The 19,749-nt window shown below is 59.1% G+C and carries 20 protein-coding genes, 2 tRNA genes and 4 pseudogenes; 11 read left to right on the top strand and 15 right to left on the bottom strand.

Going from position 1 to position 19,749, the window contains the following annotated elements:
• Positions 1–137: 137 nt before the first annotated feature.
• The 9 genes and pseudogenes from tnpC to AiwAL_RS10425 form a co-directional block, all read right to left on the bottom strand.
• Positions 138–1,230: pseudogene (tnpC, locus tag AiwAL_RS10385) on the bottom strand (IS66 family transposase); the annotation flags it as partial.
• Positions 1,231–1,329: 99 nt separating this feature from the next.
• Positions 1,330–1,851 carry a transposase gene (locus AiwAL_RS10390; protein ID WP_262312653.1) on the bottom strand — a complete coding sequence of 174 codons (522 nt, stop codon included), beginning with the start codon at positions 1,849–1,851 and terminating at the stop codon, positions 1,330–1,332.
• A 13-nt stretch (positions 1,852–1,864) separates the two neighbouring features.
• Positions 1,865–2,191: an IS66 family insertion sequence element accessory protein TnpB gene (gene tnpB / locus AiwAL_RS10395; protein WP_262312654.1), complete on the bottom strand. Its 327-nt coding sequence runs from the start codon at positions 2,189–2,191 to the stop codon at positions 1,865–1,867.
• Between the two features lie 26 nt (positions 2,192–2,217).
• Positions 2,218–2,661 carry an IS66-like element accessory protein TnpA gene (tnpA, locus tag AiwAL_RS10400; protein ID WP_262312655.1) on the bottom strand — a complete coding sequence of 148 codons (444 nt, stop codon included), beginning with the start codon at positions 2,659–2,661 and terminating at the stop codon, positions 2,218–2,220.
• Positions 2,662–3,189: 528 nt separating this feature from the next.
• Positions 3,190–3,378, bottom strand: a pseudogene (locus tag AiwAL_RS10405) (IS5/IS1182 family transposase); the annotation flags it as partial.
• Positions 3,379–3,390: 12 nt separating this feature from the next.
• Positions 3,391–3,567, bottom strand: coding sequence for a hypothetical protein (locus AiwAL_RS10410; RefSeq protein WP_262312656.1), 177 nt, complete (start codon positions 3,565–3,567; stop codon positions 3,391–3,393).
• A 27-nt stretch (positions 3,568–3,594) separates the two neighbouring features.
• Positions 3,595–4,587 carry a quinone oxidoreductase gene (locus AiwAL_RS10415; protein WP_262312657.1) on the bottom strand — a complete coding sequence of 331 codons (993 nt, stop codon included), beginning with the start codon at positions 4,585–4,587 and terminating at the stop codon, positions 3,595–3,597.
• A gap of 15 nt (positions 4,588–4,602) precedes the next feature.
• Positions 4,603–4,974, bottom strand: coding sequence for an arsenate reductase (glutaredoxin) (arsC, locus tag AiwAL_RS10420; protein WP_262312658.1), 372 nt, complete (start codon positions 4,972–4,974; stop codon positions 4,603–4,605).
• A gap of 280 nt (positions 4,975–5,254) precedes the next feature.
• A complete protein-coding gene (locus tag AiwAL_RS10425; protein WP_262312659.1) occupies positions 5,255–6,646 on the bottom strand; it encodes an MFS transporter in 1,392 nt (463 codons plus the stop codon).
• Positions 6,647–6,831: 185 nt separating this feature from the next.
• Here AiwAL_RS10425 and AiwAL_RS10430 point away from each other — a divergent pair.
• Positions 6,832–7,023, top strand: a pseudogene (locus tag AiwAL_RS10430) (IS110 family transposase); the annotation flags it as partial.
• 101 nt (positions 7,024–7,124) lie between these two features.
• Here the strand turns inward: AiwAL_RS10430 and AiwAL_RS10435 are convergent.
• Positions 7,125–7,997: pseudogene (locus tag AiwAL_RS10435) on the bottom strand (IS1595 family transposase); the annotation flags it as partial.
• 166 nt (positions 7,998–8,163) lie between these two features.
• The gene (locus AiwAL_RS10440; RefSeq protein ID WP_316044777.1) at positions 8,164–8,610 is read right to left on the bottom strand and encodes an IS66 family transposase zinc-finger binding domain-containing protein; all 447 of its coding nucleotides are present in this window, start codon (positions 8,608–8,610) and stop codon (positions 8,164–8,166) included.
• Positions 8,611–8,781: 171 nt separating this feature from the next.
• Between AiwAL_RS10440 and AiwAL_RS10445 the strand changes: the two genes are divergently transcribed.
• The 6 genes from AiwAL_RS10445 to AiwAL_RS10470 all read left to right on the top strand — a co-directional run bounded on the left by AiwAL_RS10445 (position 8,782) and on the right by AiwAL_RS10470 (position 13,808).
• On the top strand, positions 8,782–9,465 hold the full coding sequence (locus tag AiwAL_RS10445) for a Crp/Fnr family transcriptional regulator (protein WP_262312660.1): 684 nt from the start codon (positions 8,782–8,784) through the stop codon (positions 9,463–9,465).
• A gap of 131 nt (positions 9,466–9,596) precedes the next feature.
• A complete protein-coding gene (locus tag AiwAL_RS10450) occupies positions 9,597–10,676 on the top strand; it encodes an amidohydrolase family protein (protein ID WP_262312661.1) in 1,080 nt (359 codons plus the stop codon).
• Positions 10,676–11,032: a Rieske (2Fe-2S) protein gene (locus AiwAL_RS10455; RefSeq protein ID WP_262312662.1), complete on the top strand. Its 357-nt coding sequence runs from the start codon at positions 10,676–10,678 to the stop codon at positions 11,030–11,032. The genes AiwAL_RS10450 and AiwAL_RS10455 overlap by 1 nt, the downstream gene beginning before the upstream one ends.
• Positions 11,029–12,069: a 2Fe-2S iron-sulfur cluster binding domain-containing protein gene (locus AiwAL_RS10460; RefSeq protein WP_262312663.1), complete on the top strand. Its 1,041-nt coding sequence runs from the start codon at positions 11,029–11,031 to the stop codon at positions 12,067–12,069. The genes AiwAL_RS10455 and AiwAL_RS10460 overlap by 4 nt, the downstream gene beginning before the upstream one ends.
• On the top strand, positions 12,053–12,382 hold the full coding sequence (locus tag AiwAL_RS10465; RefSeq protein ID WP_262312664.1) for a Rieske 2Fe-2S domain-containing protein: 330 nt from the start codon (positions 12,053–12,055) through the stop codon (positions 12,380–12,382). Before AiwAL_RS10460 ends, AiwAL_RS10465 begins: the two co-directional genes overlap by 17 nt.
• Before the next feature lie 313 nt (positions 12,383–12,695).
• Positions 12,696–13,808, top strand: a complete 1,113-nt coding sequence (locus tag AiwAL_RS10470) for a mandelate racemase/muconate lactonizing enzyme family protein (RefSeq protein ID WP_262312665.1) — start codon at positions 12,696–12,698, stop codon at positions 13,806–13,808.
• Between the two features lie 86 nt (positions 13,809–13,894).
• Here AiwAL_RS10470 and AiwAL_RS10475 read toward each other — a convergent pair whose 3' ends face one another.
• On the bottom strand, positions 13,895–14,338 hold the full coding sequence (locus AiwAL_RS10475) for a hypothetical protein (RefSeq protein WP_262312666.1): 444 nt from the start codon (positions 14,336–14,338) through the stop codon (positions 13,895–13,897).
• Between AiwAL_RS10475 and AiwAL_RS10480 the strand changes: the two genes are divergently transcribed.
• Positions 14,337–14,867 (top strand): hypothetical protein, encoded by a 531-nt coding sequence (locus AiwAL_RS10480; protein ID WP_262312667.1) that lies wholly within the window; start codon positions 14,337–14,339, stop codon positions 14,865–14,867. The two genes, AiwAL_RS10475 and AiwAL_RS10480, sit on opposite strands and share 2 nt — an antisense overlap.
• A 520-nt stretch (positions 14,868–15,387) precedes the next feature.
• On the opposite strand, the gene AiwAL_RS10485 is transcribed toward AiwAL_RS10480, so the two are convergent.
• Complete coding sequence (locus AiwAL_RS10485; protein ID WP_262312668.1) at positions 15,388–16,356, bottom strand: LLM class flavin-dependent oxidoreductase; 969 nt, start codon at positions 16,354–16,356, stop codon at positions 15,388–15,390.
• Between the two features lie 102 nt (positions 16,357–16,458).
• Here AiwAL_RS10485 and AiwAL_RS10490 point away from each other — a divergent pair, with 102 nt between their 5' ends.
• A complete protein-coding gene (locus AiwAL_RS10490) occupies positions 16,459–16,710 on the top strand; it encodes a hypothetical protein (protein ID WP_262312669.1) in 252 nt (83 codons plus the stop codon).
• Positions 16,711–17,213: 503 nt separating this feature from the next.
• Here AiwAL_RS10490 and AiwAL_RS10495 read toward each other — a convergent pair.
• Positions 17,214–17,305, bottom strand: a tRNA-Ser gene (locus AiwAL_RS10495).
• Between the two features lie 166 nt (positions 17,306–17,471).
• On the opposite strand from AiwAL_RS10495, the gene AiwAL_RS10500 reads away from it, so the two are divergent.
• Positions 17,472–18,938 (top strand): oligosaccharide flippase family protein, encoded by a 1,467-nt coding sequence (locus AiwAL_RS10500; protein WP_235702372.1) that lies wholly within the window; start codon positions 17,472–17,474, stop codon positions 18,936–18,938.
• Positions 18,939–18,941: 3 nt separating this feature from the next.
• Here AiwAL_RS10500 and lipB read toward each other — a convergent pair whose 3' ends face one another.
• The gene (gene lipB / locus AiwAL_RS10505) at positions 18,942–19,628 is read right to left on the bottom strand and encodes a lipoyl(octanoyl) transferase LipB (RefSeq protein WP_235702371.1); all 687 of its coding nucleotides are present in this window, start codon (positions 19,626–19,628) and stop codon (positions 18,942–18,944) included.
• 24 nt (positions 19,629–19,652) lie between these two features.
• Here lipB and AiwAL_RS10510 point away from each other — a divergent pair.
• Positions 19,653–19,735: transfer RNA gene (locus AiwAL_RS10510), tRNA-Leu, on the top strand.
• Positions 19,736–19,749: the final 14 nt, after the last annotated feature.

Genomic DNA, 19,749 nt, shown 5'->3' on the forward strand with positions numbered 1-19,749 from the left:
GCAGCTTCAGTGTCCACCGTGCGCGCCCCTTTGGCGGCGAGGAACAAGCCAGTGCGATCAACTTGGCTTCCGCCGCGCCGTCGAAAATGCGCCGCCTAGCCGAGCGCGGCGAGTGCTTGCGGGTCAGGGCCGCCTCGAACCTGATTCAATTTGCAGGTCTCGATGAGTGACGTGATGGCCGCCCAATTTTCGGCGCCTTCGTCCGATCCGGCGAAGAGCGAATTTTTGCTCGATAGTTTTACTGGGCGCATGGCGCGCTCGGCCATCTCGATGCGCCCGTCGGCGAGATACCGCTCAAGCCCTTCCCAATGGTTTAGCGCGTAGCGGATCGCTTCGGCGAGCGGACCCCGTGCCGGCAGTTTTTGCAGATGGCCCTCGAACCAAATCCGCAGTTCATTCACCAACGGCTGGCTGTCCGTCTGGCGTTTCGCCAACCGGTATTGCGGCGGCGCGCCGCGTATCTCGGCTTCGATGCGGTACAGCTCGGCAATCCGATGCAATGCCTCCGCGGCGATCGGCGCCTTGCCGGATTTGGCGAGATCATAGAATCCGCGCCGAACATGGCTCCAGCAAAACGCCAGCGTGACCGTGGGGCCGGCACGCGCGGCACCGGCCAGCTGCTTGTACGCGGCATAGCCGTCGCACTGTACGATGCCACCGTATGCGCCCAGCAACGCGTCGGCATGCTTGGTCCCGCAGCCCGGCGCGTAGCGATAGACAACCGCCGGCGGATCACCGCCGCCCCACGGCCGGTCATCGCGCTACAACCACCCAAAAATATCCCGTCTTCGTCCGCCCCCGTCCAGGGGCGAGCACCGGCACCGTCGTCTCATCGGCGAACACCCGTGCCGAGGACAGCAGGATCTCCCGCATGCGGTTGACCACGGGGACAACTTCCGCGGCGGCATGGCCCACCCATAGACAGAGCGTGGCGCGATCGACCATCACACCCTGGCGCGCGCAAATCTGCGCCTGCCGGTAGAGCGGTAGATGATCCGCAAAGCGCGACACCAGAACATGCGCCACCAGCGCCTCGGTCGGCAGGCCGCCTTCCACCAGCCGTGGCGGCGCCGGTGCCTGCACAACTACGCCCTCGCAAGACCGGCAGGCGAATTTCGGCCGCTTCGTTACGATCACCCGGTATTGCAGGGGGATGATATCCAGCCGCTGCGAACTGTCGTGCCCGATCTCTACCATCGCCTGCCGGCAGCACGGGCAATCGGTATCTTCCGCTACGGGATTCACACATTTCATAAAATGTATGTAAATCAACGGATTGTAACCGATATTCCGATTTGATCCCGTTATGTGTTCTCTATTATGAGCACTTCAGATCATGTACTTTAATCTGGCTTCGGCGAAATTTTTTCGGGTTGATTCTTTGCCGCAAAGAGATGTGTGCATACCGTAGGTATCTTCCGGCGTCAGCACCACCTCGATCCGCGGCAGATGTTCGGGCAGCGCGCCACGGCTGGCACGGCGCCGGGCGACGCCTTCGCGCTTCAGCCGGGGATCGCGCGTCTCACCCTCGGCCTCGACTTGGGCGATCGCCGTCTCCAGCTCTTCCAGGCCCAGTTGTAGCTGCGCCTCCGGCAGGCGTTCGGATTTGGCGCCGAATTGCAGGCGCTTGAGTTTCAGCAGCAGGTGACGGAGCCGTTCATTCTGCTCGGCGAGTGCTGCATTTTGTTCGACAAGCTCATCACGCTGAACCAAAACTTGGGCGTGTTCCGCTGCAATATTTTCATGTGCAGCGATGATGCCATCGCGGTCGGCCATTACCGTCAGCAGCAACGCGCGCATCGCGTCAGCATCCTGCGGCAGAGCGTCGATCTGACCGATCTGGTTGCGCATGTCTGCGCGAATCTTAGCCCGCCGCGGTCGGCGTGGGAATCCTCTGCACCGATTGAATTCGACCCCAATCGAGGCCATCGAAGAGGGCGGCAAATTCAACCGAGCTCAGCTTCATCACCCCATCGACAACCGGCGGCCAGCGGAACGCGCCATGCTGAAGCTGCTTCCACACCAACACCAGCCCGCCGCCATCCCAGAACAGAATTTTGACGCGGTCCGATCTTTTGCAGCGAAAAACAATCAGCGCGCCGTCAAACGGGTCCTGGCGAAGCACCGAGGCTGCCAGCGCTGCCAGACTATGCGCGCCGCACCGAAAATCCACCGGCCGCGTCGCCAGCATGATGCGAACGCCAGGCGGGACCCCGATCAATGGCCCGACGCCCGGACCGCCCGCAGCACTGCCGTGAGGGATTTGGCGTCCACCCCGGCGGCGACACGAATGATCGCTCCCGACACCTCGATCGCGATCCCCGCCACCGCTGGCGCCGGCGGTGGCGGCGACGGCGTGGGCACAGCCAGCGCCGCAGGCTCGCCGACAATCCGCACGAACGCCGGCGCAGTCCGATCGTCAGATGCATCTCCGCCAGGCCCGCCACACGTCTCGGTCACCAACAAGCGGCGCCAGCCAAATATCTGCTGCGGGCAGACCTGCCAGCGCCGCGCCACCCGCGAGACAACCGCACCAGGCACCAAAGATTCCGCCACGATCCGCGCCTTCTCATCCACCGACCACCGACGACGCCGGCCAGGACCCGTCAGAACCTCAACCCGTCGATACAAACCCTTCGCGTCGTCATTAACGTCGTCCATAATTCCGTCCCAAAGCAAAAATCTTCAGCCCCGGTAAGCATAAACATCACCAACGCAGAAGAATGGGAGCAGAACAACGCTTACATTTCGTCGCCGATTTCTGCGCAAATTATGTGACCGCGGGCCGCGCGCCGTGCGCAGATTAAGTGCCTCCATGCGCGAATTAACTGATCGGTGCGTGACATCAGGCTGCCGTGCGCAAAATTCATGACACTGCATGAAAGGCGTTGCGCAAGGGCAGGAGAATGTACGGCGGCTGGAGGCGTATCTCGACGCTTTGGAACGAGAGAATCGCCCCCTACCAGTGTCAAATCGCGTCCAACTGTGGCTCTTCTCTATTCGGCTGGTTGAGGTCAAGCGCTTTCAGGCCATCCGCCGTTCCGATGTTTGACGTCGCCCGCGGGTCCGCTCTTCTCTTCGGGATCAGCCATTTGGCTCTCCCAGCACCACAATTCAGATGGCCGCCGAAAAATCCGCAGAATTCGGCGACTTTTTCACGCCCCTGAAGGTCAAAGTGTCGAAGTTGGGCTTGAACATCGCCACCGGATCATACGGCGGACGACCGCCCTTCGCACCATCGCCGTACGCCAACGCCCCAGCCAGTGTCGGGCGAAATAGATCGAAATCGACGATCCGCCCCAGTTCCTCCAGCGGGTCGCCGCAGGCCGACAACCGCTTCAGATGATCCAATAAACCGAACAATCCCGCCTGACGCATCACAACCTCCCGTCAGGTCGAATGAATCAAATCCCGACCCGATTGGCCAGAGGGTTTTTGGAGGTGCCCAGGTTGGTGAAAATAGAAACCCTTCGCAGCATCCAGGGCAAGAAGCCGTTCCGCCTGTTCGGCGTTCTCGATGCCCTCACCCGTGATCACCAAGCCGAGGTTCTGGCCCAGATGGATCATAGACTCCAGAATGGTCGATCGCCTCAGTTACGGGATGGAAAGAATGAGTTTCCCCCGCGACGCTCTTCCTTCCAGAAGCCGATGTGCATCTGCAGCTCTCTGCAATGGAAGAACATCCTGGATCGCCACCTCCAGGTTGCCGCCCTGCTGAAACAATTCAAAAAGGTCCGCCGCGCGCCACCGCCGTTCTTCCGCAGTCGTTAGATAGTCGGCGAGATGAGGTCGGGTAAAAAAGACAGATCCCGCTTCAGCAAGTTCAATTGGTTCAATGCTGGGCACAACGCCGGAACTGGCACCGAACAGAACGCATAGGCCGCGTCGGCGGACAGAACGGATACTGGAATGGATGGTATCCTGACCGACGGAATCATATACCACATGCACACCTTCTCCATCGGTAATTTCCATCACGCGTTGTCTGAAGTCTTCCTCTCGGTAGAGAATACAATGGTCAGCACCGCGGGCAGCAGCGATCTTTGCTTTCTCTACGCTACCAACTGTCGTGATAACCTTAGCGCCGCGTCGCTTGGCGAGTTGGATAAGAATCTGGCCAACACCACCCGCTCCCGCTTGGATAAGGCAGATATGACCAGGTTCAAGTCGATAGACGGAGTGCGTAAGATAATGAGCTGTCGACCCCTGCAGCATGAGGGCCGGCGCTATATCGAAGCTGATCCCATCCGGCACGGCAACAAGTTTCCAAGCCGGAACGGAGGAAAATTCGGCATAGCTTCCTCTGGACAGGCAATACGCCACTCTGTCGCCAGGCTTCCAATCTAGTGTTCCTTCACCTACGGCTTCCACCGTACCTGCCCCTTCCATCCCGATCGTCATAGGCAAGGAGGTCTTATAGGTGTCAGAGCGTGCGTAAACACCTGATCGCATATACACATCAATATAATTAACGCCGGCACGGTCCAGTCGGACCAGAACTTCGCCGCAGCCGGGCGATGGAACCGGAATATCGACGAGATGCAGAGCATCCGGGCCACCGAAAGCATCTATCTGAACAGCTTTCATTGCAATATTTTTGAGTTATGTTGACGCAGAGACTGATTTGGACAAAATCTCCATTACGGTTTCAGGCGGCCTACAAAGGCGCGCCCCAAATGGGGTTTTGACAATTGGGCGATTCATAAGGATGGGATATTGCCGTATGATATCGATGATCTGGGAATCGGTCCACTTCGCATCACCTAAGCCAAGTTCAGTATAAAGTACTTCTTGCGAGCGCAGCAGATCGCGTGTTGTAATACCGATGCTCTGGATAAGTTCTATCAACTCCTCTTTGCCTGGTGGATATTTTAAATATTCGACTATCTGGACCTCTTCTCCAGTGCTTTGAACTAAATTCAGAACTTCGCGTGAAGTTCCGCAGGCAGGATTGTGATAAATTGTAATTTGCATTTTTCTCCTTTCCGCATGACGCCGTTCGTCAGCCTTCGTGCGTTATCTCAGCTAAATCGGCAGCCAGCTGCATCAGACCAAGGGAGGCAAGCTCACAACACTTACCGCTTACAAACAGAGTGGCATCTAGCATCTTCGTGCTATGTTTCTCCATAGTGTGATTTCCATTGGAAATCCACCAACGCCGACTCTCGTGGTGAAACGAGAGATTAACCCACCCAGAATTTCTACATGACGAGACCTCGATTACGTTCATGCGCCCAAACAACGCCTGATTGCCTTACTCGGAGATCAAATCCATCCCAGATGCCTGTTCTATCGTCCACCCGGCGGTCTCCCGGCCCCAAATCAGCACCACCAGAGGACCAATGACACCAATAAGTGCAATGACCCGGAAGACACCAACTAGCCCGACGGCAAGGATAAGTACGGGCACGAAATAAGGCCCCACTACGCCCCCTAGGAGCCGCCCAATTGTCTCCACCGTTGAAGAACCGGTGGCGCGCAAGCGGGTTGGGAATTGCTCTGCATAGTACATTTTTAGGCCTGGGAAGGTACCTGTTCCGAAGAACCCCATGAGGCAGCCGTAAGCAATCACCAGATCGAGGCTGTGCACTGTGCCAAATAAAAGAGCTCCGACAGAAGCAATCACCATAAAGAGGATGTAAGTAGGCTTACGCCCCCAGGCGTCGGATAGCCATCCATTGAGCAGTTTTCCGGGAATCGCGGATCCTGTGATGATCGCCGTGTATAGAAGTGAATGAGCAATCGAGTAACCTTGCTTTACCAGTAAGCTAGGCATGTAGATCATGACAACGTAGAACATCAAGAGTGCCGACACCATAGCAATACTACCAATAACCGTATTGCCTAGATGTCCAGGTTTCCAGACTTCCGCAGCAGATGGACGCCCTTTCACTTCCTCCGCACCCATACGCTCACGTGGCGGAGGTAAAGCCACCCCTTTCTCTATCTCGACTCTCGCTTCGATGACTTTCATGGCCGTATCAGCCTGCTCCCAACCATGGCGCGCCTCAATCCAACGTGGAGACTCGGGCAACCACTTATATACGACAACAGCGTACAGAAGCGGAATACCACAAATAAAAAGAAATATTCTCCACGAAAGTGCTGGAGCAAAAAGTGGAATAATTGCCGCGCCAATGAGCGGTGCTAGGAAGTAACCTACGGAAAGGCAGCCATCCAGAATTCCGGAGAATTTAGTGCGCGTTAGTTTCGGGACAAACTCACACACAATTGCATAAGGCAGTGGAAACACTGCACCCATACCCAAGCCGGAGAGGAAACGAAGAATCAAAAGCACAGCAAAATTTGGGCTAAACGCAGCCAACATGGTGAATGCACTGTATTCTACCACGCCCCATATAAGAAGCTGCTTCCGCCCGTATGTATCAGCCAAATAGCCCGCTGGAATAAGGCCAACAACGATACCTGCCGTAGACGAAATAGCCAGGAGGCCAACTTGAGCAGGCGTCAGATGCATAATGCGGCGAACGCTTTCGAGAACGACGCCAATCGCACCTATATCAAGGGATTCGACGAACCATGCAGCCCCAGCAAGCAACACGACAAGCCACGTAAACCGACTAATGGGTAGCCGCTCCATCCTAGCTGGTATGTTTAAAGCCACGTCAGAATACTGAGTCATCATTTTCAGGCCTCCCTTTTATATATTTATATACCGCAACCGTATGGCGCTATGATATTTCTGATCTTTTACGACCTTTACTTTTACCTTTCCTGATTACGCATTTTTCTCCGCGAGTTTGAGCAAGGCATATGGCATTGGCGGGGTATGAACTGCGGCGTATCCGAGGTATGTTGGGTGGACGGCCGCCGACGGCGATCGCGGTCGAAGCCTGTGGCGCAAGCCATCATTGGGCGCGACTGCTGCAATCGTTTGGGCATACGGTGAAGCTGATCCCGCCTCAGATGGTCAAGCCGTACGTCAAGCGCTGGAAGAACGATGCGGCAGACGCGGAGGCGCTCTGCGAGGCGATGAGCCCGCCGACGATGCGCTGCGTGGCCAGCGTTCATGGGCGAGCGCGACAACAGGCCGGACATATGAACGCAAGCGATCTGATCAAGCATTGCCCGAAAATTCTTGCAAGGAGGCGGTCGTCCACATATGGGATCATGGCGGCGAGATCGTATCTGCGATTGAAACGGTATTCGAATTCGGCGAGGTAGCGCGGCAGGTGCTTTTGCCGCACGGCGCGATAGGTTCCGACCATGGCGTTCTTGATATTGGCCAGCGTCGTGTTGACCCAGCGGAAGGCGGGTGTTCGCGCGGCGTTGCGCCCTGATCCGGTGATGATCGGCTGGTGGGAGCAACCTGCCTCTGCGACGCCGGCAAAACAGGCGAGACCGTCGCTGACGACGGTGCTTTCGGTCGTGAAGTGGCGCTGAGCCAAGGCTTTCAGTGCATCGCGCCGGAACCCTGGAACCCGTCGCAACTTGATCCGCACCGGCTTTCCTTCCGGCGTCGTCTCAACCGCAGCAACAATTGGGGTCTTTCCGCCAGCACCGCGGCCGCGCTTGCCGCCATTGCGCTCGCCCCCGACATAAGCATCGTCAATCTCGATCCGTCCGCCCAGACGCTTGCCGGCATCACGCTCCATCATGACCTGCATCAGCTTGTGCTTCAGCTTCCAGGCGGTGGTCTGCGTCACCCTGAGCCGGCGGCCAAGCTCGATGCTCGATATCCCCCCTTTGCTCTGCGTCAGGTGATACATTGCGCGGAACCAGGTGCGCAACAGCAAATGGGTCTGCGCGAAAATCGTTCCCGCCGTCAGTGAGGTCTGCCGGCCGCACCCCGTGCACTGGAACAATTGTCGAGGCTTCACCACGCAATGCCGCGTGTCCCCGCACACCGGACAGACGAAACCTTTCGCCCAGCGCCAGGAGTAAACGATCGCCCGGCAGGCTTCTTCCGTTCCGTAGAGCCGATCAAACTCCGCTTCGCTGAGACCTTTCTGAAACTGAACTTTGTTCCGTGCCATCCCACACTCCAGGAAATTCCTCCATTCGCAGCAGATCATACCGCCCCGAAATTCACGGATCAACATGCGTAATCAGGTTGTTCTTTAACATAGCAGACTTTGTCTCTAAATTTATTCAACCCCACCTAGCTCCCCTCGAAAGATAGCGTCTGTCAGCCACATGACATCAAAATCCGCGGAATTCTGCTGATTTGTCCGGAATTACGTAGCACCCCCCACCAGGCTTAACTTCATCTCCCTGGCCCGCGAGGATCTCGATCTGACGGTTCAGCAGGTGCCAGGCGACTTTCATTGTCGCGACATGGACCAGCAGTGCCGCGGTCGGCAGCCCGCTATCGATCGGGCGTGGCCGAGCCTTGGCCTGCACGACCGCACTCTCGCAAGCCTGGCAGCCATAACGCGGCTGGTGGAGCCGCTGGACCCGCCGGATTGCCGGCACCACGTCGAGCTGCTCGGTGACATCTTCGCCGATCCTGTGAAGATCGCCCGCGCAACACAGACAGGTCGTGGTTTCCGGCTCGACCGTTAAGTCGTAACGTCGTAACGTGGCAGATGCGCCGGCAGGGTGCCGATATTGCGCCGCCCCGGCCGGCTGGGTGCGCGGCGTTGCGATGTCGGCTTGGGTAACGGTTGTGGTTCAGGCGGGGTCGCGGAGAGGTCGTCGAGCGGCAGGCCTAGCGAAGGGAGCAAGGTTCCGTCGGCGTCAGCCGATGGAAAGCTCCCGGAGGGTGATCCGGTATATCGTGCTGGCTCTTCTAAAATTATAGACTCTGGGTAGGAAACAATGCGTGAGTACAACCTTCATATAGATCTGTCGCTGGGATCAGCCTTGCTCCCTCAGCAGATCGAACGACTGGCGCTGGCCGGAGGAAGCCGGCAACTGGACGCCGGGGAAATCCTGTATCATCAGGGTGATACTGCTTGCCATATCTATTTACTGCGACAAGGACGGATGAAAACCTTCATGGTGAATTCCGGCGGGCAGGAAGCCCTGCTGCGAATTCATCTGTCCAACAGCCTGCTTGGCCTGACAGCGCTGACGACCGCGCAGGTGCGCGACGCCAGCGCCATCGCCATCGAGTCGTCCCAACTGGTGGCGATCCGGCGGGATGACTTCATCAATCTTTTGAAGGCCGAAGCAGAACTCGGCGTCGGCCTGATTCAGCTCGTGCTTGATCGGTTGAGCGATTTTCACATACGCGTGGGGGAGATTGCGACCAATCGCGTGGAGCAGCGCCTTGCACGCGCCCTACTCTCATTGAGCCGGCCCGACACCGAAATCGTTGCACAGACCGGCGATGGTTGTATTTTGCTGACGCACGAGGAGCTGGCACAGATGATCAACAGCCGCCGGCAGACGGTAACGGCTGCGCTGAGCCGCTTCGTCCAGGCAGGGCTGATCGCCTACAAAGGCCGCCATCTCGTCATCACCGATCGCCTCGGGCTGAAATGCGTGCTTCCCGAATGAAATTTGCCATGTCGTCTGGCTGACAGAGAAGAATATCAGGGACCGATAAGAACCGGCAGTAGATCAATGTTCAGCAAGACACTGAAATTGACAATCATATCAGTTTAACAAGGGTCATAAAGGACTTCCTGATGCTTCTGCTTGATGCCGATGTTCATGAGAGCATTTCCAGCCTGAAAGATTTGATTCCATACTTACCTCCCCCCTATCGGGACTGGATCGCCAATGGTGCATGGCGCGGGTTCAGCCAGCCCTTCGCGTACACCTCCCCCGGCATGGGTAACCGCGCCGATGTCCGTAATTCGGACGGCTCCGCGTCAGTCAGCGACTATCCCCTGATGCGCCGGCAACTCCTGGATGCCTATGACGAAACCTATGCCGTCCTGACGGGATATTTCTATCCGACGATGCTCAAGCTGCAGTTCGCCTTCGGCAGTGCGCTGGCGAGCGCGTACAACGACTATGTTTGCGAACAATGGCTGAGCAAGGACGAGCGGTTTCTCGGCAGCATCCAGGTCAACGCCCGGGACCCCGAGAATGCCGCGCGGGAGATCAACCGCATGGGCGTCCATCCGCAGATGAAGCAGGTTATGCTCCCGGTCGTCGACGATATCGCCTACGGGCACCCGATGTACCGCCCTATCTTCGCGGCAGCCGCACGCCACAACCTCGTCGTCGCCTTCCATCACACCATCATGGCGACCGGACCCTATGGCATGGGATTGCACTATATCGAGCGGCATACCCTGCTGCCGACCTCTATGATGGCGCAGGCCATCAGCCTGATCCTGAACGGCGTATTCGATGAATTTCAATCTCTCCACTTCATCATCCTGGAAGGCGGCTTCAGCTGGCTGCCCCACCTGCTGTGGCGCATGGACCGCGAATACCGGCAGGGACGCGTCGAAGTGCCATGGGTCAAGAGGCTGCCGAGCCAGCATATTCGCGAACGCCTGCGATTCTCGACCCAGCCGACCGAGGATATGACGACATCCGAATGGACCAAGATGATCGACCTGATGGGTTCAGACGAACTTCTCGTATTCTCCACGGACTATCCGCATTTCGACTTCGATGATCCTCATGCGGCGATTCCGCGCGGCCTTCCCGAGAGCTTACGGGAAAAGATCTTCTGGACTAACGGCGCCGCGCTGTACGGTGTGTCGGCGCCGCCCGCGAACCCGGCTCTCCGCACGGAGATGACAGTCTGATGAACCGTCACACGATCTGCAGAGTCGAAGACGTGGTCGTAGGCAAACTTCTGCCGGTGACGATTGGCCGATCCACCGTCGTCGTATGTCGCTTACCGACCGGCGATATCAAGGCAATCTCCGGCCGCTGCCCCCACCAGGGAGCGGATTTCACGCATGCCTGCATCACCGGCACCACTACCGGAGACGATCCGCACGAGGTGGCCGTGGACCGACTCGGCGAAATTCTGCGCTGCCCGTGGCACGGGTTCGAATTCGATCTGGTGACCGGGTGCCCGCTCGTGGAATCCTCCACCATGCGGTTGCGGGAGTACCGCACCATGATTGAGGGCGACAATATAATCATCGAAACATGACTCACTGCATCCGGATCACTACGGCTAGCCAGTCCCGCGAATTCGAAGCGGAGCCGGGTGAGCGCGTACTGCATGCAGCCCTCAGGGCCGGTGTGATGCTGCCCTATGAATGCGCCACCGGGTCCTGCGGAACCTGCCGCGCGACGGTGACCAACGGCAATGTCGCATCCTTCTGGCCGGATGCGCCGGGGGGGCGCAAATTGCGCGGAGCCAGCGATATCCTGACCTGCCAGACCGCGGCGACCGGCGACCTTGAACTTTCGATTCGGGGTAGCATCGGCCGTGTCGACAATGTGCCGGCCCACCTGCATGGCCGGATGACGCAGCGCCGTCGCCACAACGAGGAAATCGCTGAATTTTCTGTTGAACTCGACCGGCCCATGCATTTCATCGCAGGGCAGTTCGTCCTGATGGAGTTTTCCGGAATTCCCGGTCCGCGCGCCTACTCCATGACTAATCGTCCGGGAGTCGATACGAAATCGCCACGTTTCCTCATCCGTGATACCGGTACCGGACTTGTCACGCGGCGATTGTTTGACAGTTCCCCGCTGGACGAACCTGTTCGGCTCTTCGGTCCGCTCGGCAGGGCGACATACGATCCCGCCGAGCACCGCCCGTTCGTCGCGATAGCCGGCGGTTCAGGCATAGCGGGGATATTGTCGATCCTTGACCATGCGGTGGAGGTTGGTCACTTCGCGGATTACCCGTCACAACTTGTCTTTGGCTTGAGGGCGCCAAATGCTGCATATCTATTGGACAGGCTTTCTGCATATGCGCGACGTTTTGCAAAAGGATTAGCGATTGTCATCGCGTTTTCCGACGGACCCCCGGATACAACTCTGTCCGCCACCCATCCCGCACTCAGGTTTTTCCACGGCTTCGCCCATGATGCTGCGCGCGGCATGTTAGTGCCCGGGGATGCGAAGCCAATCCACTATGTCGCAGGCCCACCTCTGATGGTCGACGCGACACTCCGCATGCTGATGGTGGAGCAGAAGATTTCTCCAGGCGATGTAAGGTATGACAGATTTGACTAATGATGTGTGGATAAGGATCTGCGGTTCCGACGAACTTGCGCCCGGCGAGCGACGTGAAATCTCCCTGCCGAACGGCCAACTTGTTCTCCTGATGCGCACGGAAAAGCGCCTCATCGCCTGCCCGGCGGATTGCCCCCACCAGGATACGCCTCTGCTCGATGCACCGATCGACGGCGATACGCTGACATGCCCGGCCCATTTCTGGCAGTGGGACCTGGCAACCGGCGACCCGCTGGGCATCGCCGAAATGCGGCTGCACATCTACCCGGTGCGGGAGGACGAGAACTGTATCTCCATCTATGCGGCGTCGTGACTAAACTGAGCTGAAACCGCCGGCGGCACCGTCCGATCAATCGGCGGCCGCACGCACGTCATGCCCGTGCCGTAATGACATCGCCTCCTGGCCCGCAATGCGCCCACCGACGAAACACTCCGCCAGATTGCCCCCGGATATATACAGATGTTCGAACAAGTTGACTTTTTGAGATGAAATTCTATGCCTAGACTGTTTTAATTCATTTATTGAATTTTCACTGTCAGCTAAACGACATCATGTTCCAAGCGTGAGCATATCGTAACTGCGCGTGAATCATAGAAATAACACAAGAATCGGCGGTTTCCTGAATATGAACGAGCTTGATCCGCGTCATCATTCCGACAATTTGGATGCGCTTACTGCCACCTTGCAGATGCGCATCGTGTATCTGCAACTTCCGCTGATCGTCCCATATCGCTTGGCCTTTGGCGAGCAGCAACGCTTTGATGTGATCCTTGTCGGGCTGCGCAGTGCCGATAATCGGGTCGGCTGGGGCGAGGCGACGATTCTTCCGGGCTACACGACGGAAACGGTGGAGGAAGGATGGTCCGTGGCATTGGCGCTTCTGCAGCAATGCCGGACAAGCACGGATATTCGGCAGAAAGCTTTGGCAGCTGCCAAAGCCTCGCCCTTTGTTGCGTCGGCTTTTCTGACCGCACTCGATTGGCTGGAGAGTCACCCCTGCCTGCGGCGCGCCGGGCACTTCCCCCTTCTGGGCACGGTCAACGGCAAGTTCGAGACGTTCGAGGCGCTCGAGCAGGAAATCGAGACACTGATTTCCATCGGATATCGCACATTGAAGCTCAAGGTCGGGTGGGATGTCGCAAAGGATATCAAACAGGTCAGCACGGTGCAGAAAATCGTCGCAGGCCGTGCGCAACTCCGTGTCGATGGAAACCAAGGATATACCCTGGAACAGGCAATGGAATTTCTGTCGCTGTTAGATCCGACCGATATTGAGCTTGTGGAACAGCCCTGCGCGGCGGGCGACTGGAATGCCGCCGTCGCCGTCAAGCAGGCGGCCGGCGTACCGGTTATGCTGGATGAGTCGATCTACACGCTCGATGATGTCTCGCGCGCCGCAACCCTTGGCTGTGCCGATTTCGTGAAACTCAAACTGATGAAGCTCGGAGCTCTCGATACTCTTGAGCGGGGCCTACGCATGATTACTAATCGTGGCATGACGCCGGTATTAGGCAATGGTGTCGCGACAGACTTAGGCTGCTGGATGGAAATTGCTGCGGCGCTGGGCAACGTTCCGACGGCGGGGGAAATGAACGGCTTCCTCAAGACCCACCCACAATTGCTGTCGCCTCCGCTGCGTATGGAAGGTGCCGAGGTTGTCCTGAACGGTGAACTGCCAGAGATCAATGAAGCCGTGATCGCTGAATATGCCGTCAAGAAGGCGGGTCAGTGGCATTGATCAGAGAATATTTTCCATCTCGATACCTGACGTCATGCCTAGCGCGAGACTGCTGCGCGCCTCCCTGAAAAGCCCATGGGATCTGTTCAACGCTTCGGTATAGCGACGAGTGAGAGCAGGTGGCGGATGCCTGCGAGGGCTGCGCGGTATCGGTCCTGTCTCATGGTGCCGGTCTTACTGGCCATGAGGATATTGAAGCCGAAGCTGCGCATGCGGGCGAAAATGCCTGGATTGGTGCGGATCTGGGACAGGTCTTCACCCATGGTGACATCCCGGGTGTAATGCGAGGTGTTTTCGATTTTCCAGTGCGCGCGGATGGCCACGGCGGCACGAGCGGCAGTGATTGGACGGTTCGCGATGTAGAAGGCGGTTTCGTTTGTTTGGTGGAGCAGCCCGGTTGCGGGATTGCGGATAGCGATCGAGCGTTCAACCCGGATGATCGTGGCGACCTGGGTGTGCCAATCGGTGCCGGCGAGTGCGTCAGCCCACAACCTCCATCCCAAGACGCTGACCGGATTGAAGCGGCTCATGGAGGTGATCACCGATGGCGGTGGCAAGCTGTCCGTCGTTCTGGCCGGGCAGCCGAAGCTGCGGAACGATCTGCGTCGCCCGAAAATGGAGGAAATCGGCCACCGCACCAGCCTGTTCAATTTCGACGGCATCGCCGGTCAACACCGCGAATATATCAATTGGCTTCTCGAAAAATGCGGCGTCGCCGAGGGTAAGCAGGGCGAAGTGTTGACCGACGCCGCGAGCACTGTCCTCGCCGGACGGCTGCGGACGCCATTGCAGATCGTGCAGTATCTCATCCTCGCGCTCGAGGAGGGCTTTCGGATCGGCGAGAAACCGGTCACGCCGGAAGTGGTCGAGACGGTGTTGTCCAAGCAGATCGATGACCTCGAACCACGGCTCACCCGGCACGGCTACAACGTGCGGTCGCTCGCCGAGCAGTTCAACGCCAAACCAGCCGAAATCAAGCGCTTTCTCCGGGGCGAGCTGGACGCCACCCGGACGCGCGAACTCACTGACGAAATGCTCGCGGCCGGCCTGCCGCTGTAGCCCGAAAGTCAGTGTCACGAATTATGAGCACGACCCTCTGATGTCGAGCGCCGATCATTCAATTCGAGCATGGAGGCAGATAATTTGAGCGTGGAGGCCCGCCCGACGATCACATAATTCGAGCAGAAACCGGCGATGAATTCGAGCACGGCCGCCGATGAAATCGAGCAGCTACATGTAGAGTTTGCCCTCCGCGCGCCGTGGGTCAGGCACATCCGTCAGGATGTCGAGCAATGGGGTGAATGTGGCCAGGGCAACCTCCGAGTCGGTTGCCGTCCCAAGAATCCGAGATCGGCCGCCTCGGGAATCCTCCCGACACCCATCGCCTCACTTTCCGACATCCTGTTGCATATCGGACTCAATGAACGTCAGTTCAGAGCGTTGAACAGCCCTGCTGAAAAGCCCGAACGCCACCTCCGGCCGGGAAGCGTGCATCTAATCTCGCGTATCCATGGTCTCCCGGTCCGCACGGCTTCGGATGTGGTTATCCGCAAAGCCGCCGCTGCATGCTACCCAGCCATCAAGCCGTCTCGATTTCGGCCAGGACGACCGGCATGATTTCCTTCGCAAAAAACCGCATGCCATCGAGCGGCGGAATCGGCTGTATAATCAGATACGACACGCCGGCATCCCGCCATTCCCCGATGCGGCGCACGCATTGATCGACATCGCCCCAGAGATTTTCGTTCAATACATCATCCGGCGTCGGCGGAACCGCGAACCGGTGCTTGCGTTCTTCGGCATAGAGATGGCTCCATCGTGCCACATCGGCCTTAGGCAGGCCGGCAAGGCAGACGGTCGAGATCGCGGTCGGAACATGCCGCCCGCCCGCCCCCGCCCGGCGCCGCATTTCATCCGTCCAGTCCGCGATAACCTCGGGCGGTTTGGAATAAATCAGCCAGCAGTCGCCCAGTTCCGCTGTCAAATCCCGTGTGGCTTCTGAATCGCCAGGCACCCAGATCGGGATGTGCGGCTGCTGCACCGGTTTCGGCTCCAGATACGCGCCATCGACCTGATAGAATTCGCCCTTGAAGGTGACCTCGGCTTCCGTCCACATCCGCTTGGCGATGATCAACGCTTCGCGCAGCCGCGCGACGCGGCAATCGTGATCATCCCACGGCAGACCGTAGCTGTGGGTTTCATCCTTAAACCATGCCGATCCGACCGAGTATATCAACCGCCCATTGAACATCACATCAAAAGTGGCAGCCATCTTGGCCATAACTGCCGGGTTCCGGAGCGAGTTATTAAACGTGTGGCCGGCGAATTTGACTTTCGTCGTGAGGGCTCCAAGTGCAGAGAGCACCGTCCAGTTTTCCAGCATGGGCGTACGCTTGGTCATGTGGGCATTGATCACGTGATCAGGCAGCCATACGGAATCGAACCCAAGCGCTTCGGCTTCAAGGGCCATCTCTTTCGTATAGTCCCATCCCTGTCCCTTCGCACCCATCTCGCCTTGCACAGCCAATCTTACACCAAACTTCATCATCGAAGATGCCCCCCGCTAGACATTGTCTTGTTATTCTGTTGCTCAACGTAATAGCTTTTGGGATGGCGCAGTGTCAGTTAAATGACATGAGATCGGCAAGACATGCGTGACCGAAAACGTCGTTTTTCCCGCGATGTTGAAAAATTCATCGCGTCCGCAGAAGCCTTCCTCTACGCCGCGTCAGTCATCATACCTGCTGCGACGGCTGGGACGTTGCTGATCAGATTTGAAATGGACTCATACCAAGGTTCATTGATCGCGACGATCGCGGTAGGGACGCCCATTACTGGGCGCCCCTACCGCGATCCTGGGTGGTGGGTAGCGTCCGTCAATGTGGTGGAAATTTTGGTGTAGCTGAAGCGGCAATTAGTCATGCGGTTGTGGTGGAAATTTGAGTTCGACGTTGATCAGCAGACCGGTTTCCACCCACGTCGGTCATTGTGACTCGACCAAGAACAAAGAAAAATAAAGTTCGTTCAGTGGCTTAATCCTGAACGGACTTTATTAAATCGGGATTGTGAGTGAGTTATAACGAAAGTGGTTGCGGGGACCCGCAACCACCCACGCTTAAATACGCTCTTCTCTCTTCAAAAACTCTTAAACCCCTCATTGCCCCCGCTACATCAACAATCGCGCCAGCACTCGCAACCCAGACGACCGTTGTCGGCGGCCAATGCGGTTGGCGCAGCGGCCGGCTCGGAGAAGCTCGTCCTTTGGATCGGGTTGAACATTCGCGCAAGGGCGATAATCCAGCAGAAGACCGCATTTGGAACACCTCTTTAGGTGTAGGTAAATGTGCAGGTAGAACTGCAACAACTAAAATTTTTTCTTTTATATCAAAGATTTATCAGGCTAGTTGGCGGAGGGGATGGGATTCGAACCCACGAGACGGTTTAACCCGTCTAACGGTTTAGCAAACCGCCGCCTTCGGCCACTCGGCCACCCCTCCGCCGGGGTCCACGGCGTATGCAGGCGCGGTTCATAAAGAGAGCGCGGGGGTTCGTAAAGAGTGATGCGATTTCTCGCACTGCGCCCTGTCCCGATACTGAAGAATTCATTATTCTTCCCTTCATGTCCCGAACATTGATGCCGCCAACTTCGATGGGTCTCCGATAATGAGCCTGGGGCGCGGCGCGGCGCGCGGGGCGGCGTGGAATCTCGCCTCCGTGCTGGGCGAGCGCAGCCTCGGCTTCACGGTTCTGGTGATCCTGCTGCGGCACGTATCGGTGCGCGATGTCGGCGTGGTCGCGATCGCTTCGGCGATTTCGGAAATCGGCCGGATGATCACCACCGGCGGCTCGGGCGAGCAGGTGATCGCCTCGCCAGGCGACCGCACGGTCGAGGCGGGGGCGTTCTGGGCACAGTTCCTGCTCGCTCTGGCGGCGGCCGGCCTCTTGTTCGCGGCGGCGCCGTTGCTCGCGCACGCCTATGGCGCACAGGCACTCGGCTGGGTGACCCGCGCCCTGGCGGTCAATATCGTCACCGGCGCATTCCTGATCGTGCCGTCGGCCCGGCTCGCCCAACGGTTCGGCTTCCGCGCGCTCAGCCTGATGTCGTTCGGCAGCACGGCGCTCGGCGGTGCGGCGGCCCTGGCGCTGGTGTTCACCGGTCACGGGCTAGGCGCGCTGGTCGCCCAGCGCATGGTGGGAATCGCCTTCTTCGCCGCCGCCGCCTCGATCGCCGCGCGCTGGCGCCCGCCCGTCCTGCCGCCGCTATCGGTGATCCGCGCCGCGCTGCGCTTCAACATCCCGATGATGGGGGCGGCGTTCGTCGATTACATCGCGGCGACCGGCTATGTCGTGCTGATCGGCGCGCGGATGCCGGTGGTCGCGGTGGGGCAGTTCCGCATCGCCCAGCGGCTTGCCGAGGTGCTGCAGGAACTGGCGATCTTTCCGGCGAGCAAGGTGTTTCTGCCGGTCTTCGTCGCGGTGCGCGAGAACCCGGAGCGCCGCTTCGCCGTGGCGAAGACGCTGATGGACGCGCTGGCGATCGTCTCGCTCGGCGCGGCGGCGATGGCCGGGGCGGCGGCGAAGCCGATCGTGGTGCTGATGTTCGGTGCCCGCTGGGCCGAGGCGGCTCCGGTATTCGCCGCGATGAGCCTGATCGTGCCGGCGGCGGCGCTCTACGCCTTCGTCAACCCGATGCTGACCGCGCTGAAGCGGCCGGGACTCGTCTCCAGCTTCGCGGCGCTGAACGCGCTGACCATCGCGCTCGCCGCCTGGGTTTCGGCGCCGTTCGGGCTGGTGCCGCTGGCCTGGACGCTGGCCGCGCGCGGCGCTCTCGCGGCGCTGGTGCTATTGCCGGCGCTGTCGATCGGCATCGGCCGCTCGGCCTGGCCGCTGCTGCGCCTGTTCGCCGCCCCGCTCATCGCTTTGGTCGCTGCCCGAATTGCAGCCGCTGTTCTGCTCCGGCACATAGCACCCGCCACGCCGCTCATTGCGCAACTGGTTCTCGGCGCGGGCATCGCCGGGCTCACGTTTCTCGCCGTGCTGATGCTGTTCGCCCCGTCGCGCGTGATCGGGCTGGTCCGTCGCCTGATCGGGGCGTTTCGCCGCGTGCCCGCCGTGCCGGAAACGGTGTGACCTTCAGAAATCCACCAATTCGACTCCGAAAATCCTGGCGAATTCCGCCCGCAGCGCGGCATCGACCGCGTCCATCGCGGCATCGACGCCGAGTGCGGCCAGCGAGGTGACGCCGTGCTGGCTGATGCCGCAGGGCACGATGCCGGCGTAATGCCCGAGATCGGGGGCGACGTTGAGCGCCACGCCGTGGAAGCTGACCCAGCGCGACACCCGCACCCCGATCGCCGCGATTTTCTGCTCGGCGCCGGTCGCGGGATCGACGACCCAGAGTCCGACCCGCCCCGCGCGCGTCTCCGCGCGCACCCCGAACCGCGCGAGCGCGCCGATCATCCAGGCTTCCAGCCCGGCGACGAATTGGCGGATATCGCGCGCCGGCACCGCGCCGTGCGGCTTCGCGAGATCGAGCATGACATAGGCGACTCGCTGGCCCGGCCCGTGATAGGTCCATTGCCCACCGCGCCCGGTGCGATGGCTGGGAATTCCGCCAAGCCCGATCAGGTCGGAGTCGCGCGCCGAGGTGCCGGCGGTATAGAGCGGCGCGTGCTCGACCAGCCACACAAGTTCCGCCGCTTCGCCCGCGCGAATCGCCACGGCGCGGGCCTGCATTTCGGCCAAAGCCGCCGCGTAATCGACGCGGCCGGACGCCCTCGCCCACTCGACCGGAGCGGTTATTGATGCCTGCCGATCCATCGGCTATAGCGCTCCCGCTGCGATGCGGTCGTGGCGGAATGGTAGACGCGCAAGCTTGAGGTGCTTGTGGGGGAAACCCTGTGGAAGTTCGAGTCTTCTCGACCGCATTCTGATCCCGAAA

Origin of the sequence: Acidiphilium sp. AL (assembly GCF_025499445.1) — a bacterium.
Classification (GTDB): Bacteria; Pseudomonadota; Alphaproteobacteria; order Acetobacterales; family Acetobacteraceae; genus Acidiphilium; species Acidiphilium iwatense.